The 2479-nt window shown below is 62.7% G+C and carries 1 protein-coding gene; it reads right to left on the bottom strand.

Annotated features, from left to right (window positions below; all coding sequences use genetic code 11):
• Nucleotides 1-350: 350 nt before the first annotated feature.
• On the bottom strand, nucleotides 351-1922 hold the full coding sequence (locus NNX37_RS16345) for a thioester domain-containing protein (protein ID WP_255793816.1): 1572 nt from the start codon (nucleotides 1920-1922) through the stop codon (nucleotides 351-353).
• Between the last annotated feature and the right edge of the window lie 557 nt (nucleotides 1923-2479).

Here is a 2479-nt window from a genome sequence, read left to right as displayed (position 1 = left end):
TTTCTTCTTCGCTGCAGTGTTTTACCGCAAAAGCGTTTCCGCTCTTCCGGACCCCACACCAACCGGAGTCTTTCCCGCCGGCCCTGCAAAGGGCACGCACCGGTAGGACTCTGTTTTTTTGTTGGGGTTTGGCCGCCATGCTCGGGCGCTTTTCCAGCGTCCCGGCCGCGGCGACTTCTAAAACTTTACACACGTTTGCCCGCAGCCGCAAATCGTCCGGCACAGCCGGAGCCGGCACCCTGCCGGGCGCCGGCTCCGACCAACTGTCCAGCCACTCAGCACAGGGGCCCCGGACCCCCTCGACCCCCTGGTGGGCCAGCGGCTGTGCCTCCGGAACGAACCCTTTTCGACTAGCGGCTGCGCCTCCGGAACGAACCCAGGACCAACAGCGATCCGGCCAGGACGGCACCACCTGCTGCCATGACCATGGACGCAGCATCTTCCGCCCCGGTCCGCGGAAGCCGTTCAGTGACCGGCACCGGGGCATATTCATTGACCACCTCAGCCGTCAGCTCCTGCCCCGGCAGAATGGTTACCTCCGCCGTACCCGAGGATTCCACCGTGACGTCCTCGTTGGCGCCGGACGCCGACTCCGTAACACGGCACACCGTTCCCGCCGGGATACCTTCGTACCGCTGGGTAAAGGTATCCGCCGAAGTCCCCTCGGGGATCACAAACGTCTCGTCAATCAGCCCGTCACCGCAACGGACGTGCAGCACAATGTCGTCCTGCAGGCCCGCACCGGAACCAGTGACGGTTTTCGCCACGACCAGGCTGCCCGGGTTGAATTCCACATTGTTCATGACCTCCACAACGTTCTCGCCTTCGACGATCGTCACCGGCTCCGGGAGAACCGGCGTCACCGTTACCTCCACAGTGGATCCGGTCACCCCTTCCGTCACCGCGCACACCGTACCCACCGGCAGGTCAGCCACGGTGTTGCTCACCGGCGCAGCCGTCCCCGCAGGAATGTCAAAGACAAAGGCGCCCGCCGGGCCGCAGTCCGCAGTGAGGGTGATGGCACCCTGACTACCGATTCCTCCGCCGGCAAACACCTTATTCACTACCAGGTCTCCCGGTACAAAGAACTCCGCCGTCGCCTGGGCATTCGACTCAACCTGGGCATTGGCTGCCAGGATCAACTTTTGCGCTACAGCCACGTCGGGATTATTGCCTACATAGAGGTAGACAATGCCTGTCTCTACGGGTACTACCGCGCTGGCCGTCACGACAGCCGGGTCAGTCGTCTGCGCGGTGCTCCGTACCCAGACCTGAGTACCCGACGCAACCGGGTTCACCAGCGGAACGGTCCCTGCGGGGTCCGTGAACAGCGCAAAACCAGCAGGAGCCTCGACGGTCAGTTCCTCCCCGCCGCCAGCACTGACGGTAAACGGGCCCGTCACGCCGTCCACGGGCCCGGCCGCCACCGGAGGATCGATATGAACGTCCGGGGTGGGCGGTTCAGTCAGGGGTCCGGCAGCAAGCACAGCGTCGATAATCCCCTGGGCCAGCGGACGGAGCGGGTCGGTGTCCTGCAGGACAAAACCGTCGCTGAAGAACCAGATTGCTGCCTGGACAGCAGCGGCACGAACGTTGTCGTCCGCCGCTTCCGCAGGAAGGCCGGGCTGGTCGGGATAGTAGCTGTTCAGGACACGATTCACGTACCCCACGTTGGGTACGTTGGCTTCGCCCCACGTACCACTCTCATATCCGAGCCCTGAATAGGTAGAGGTACGGATGTCGATGCAGTACATCTCCTGTGTGTTCCCCTCCTCATCGGCAGTGAGGATGGTGCCGGCAAAGGACGGGTTGTCTTCCTCGTACCCTTCCGGCACGTCCAGCGGATAGCTGCTGATGTCGAATCCCTGCCCGGCGGGCGGTAATCCTCCCGTCGCCGCGGTTCCCATCCCGACGCCGGTCATAGTAATTTCGACCTCGGCGGTGGGAACTGTGTCACCCGGCTCTGGCCCTGAGAAAACGGCCTGTGCCGGCACTGCGGTCAAAGATGTGGCCAATACGGCTCCACCCACGCCGAGCATTGTCAGTAGATAGCGCCTCCGAGCTCCGGCCCTCCCCCTACGTCCCCCAATATGCGCGAGTGCTGCACTCCGTCCCATAAGGTCCCGCCTACTCTCTCTGGCTGAATAAGAGGGCAGCTGCTTCATGTGCATAATCAAGCACCGCATACGTTCGCCCCGAAATCGCGAGGCTATATTCTCTGGGACAGGCTTGTAAGGGCGTCCGGCTGTTCCGGCTGTTTCCTCCCGGGAAAAGGTTGCGGATATCCGCGACGTGACATGTGACGGGCACCGCGAAACATGACTCGAGGCGCCTATATTCGGCATGGACTGCCTCATCCGGGCTGGTTAAACAGGAAGAGCCCGCACCAACACTGGTACGGGCTCAACCTTCAAATATTGTCCGGCGGTGACCTACTCTCCCACATCCTCCCGGATGCAGTACCATCGGCGCTGTGGGT

The organism is Arthrobacter zhaoxinii (assembly GCF_024385505.1).
GTDB lineage: Bacteria > Actinomycetota > Actinomycetes > Actinomycetales > Micrococcaceae > Arthrobacter_B > Arthrobacter_B zhaoxinii.
The sequence above is the reverse complement of the archived record's forward strand: the minus strand, read 5'-3'. Positions and strand labels throughout refer to the sequence as shown.

Coding starts and splice junctions, on each gene's coding strand:
- NNX37_RS16345 (WP_255793816.1), bottom strand. CDS start 1,922: ATGACCGGCGTCGGGATGGGAACCGCGGCGACGGGAGGATTACCGCCC.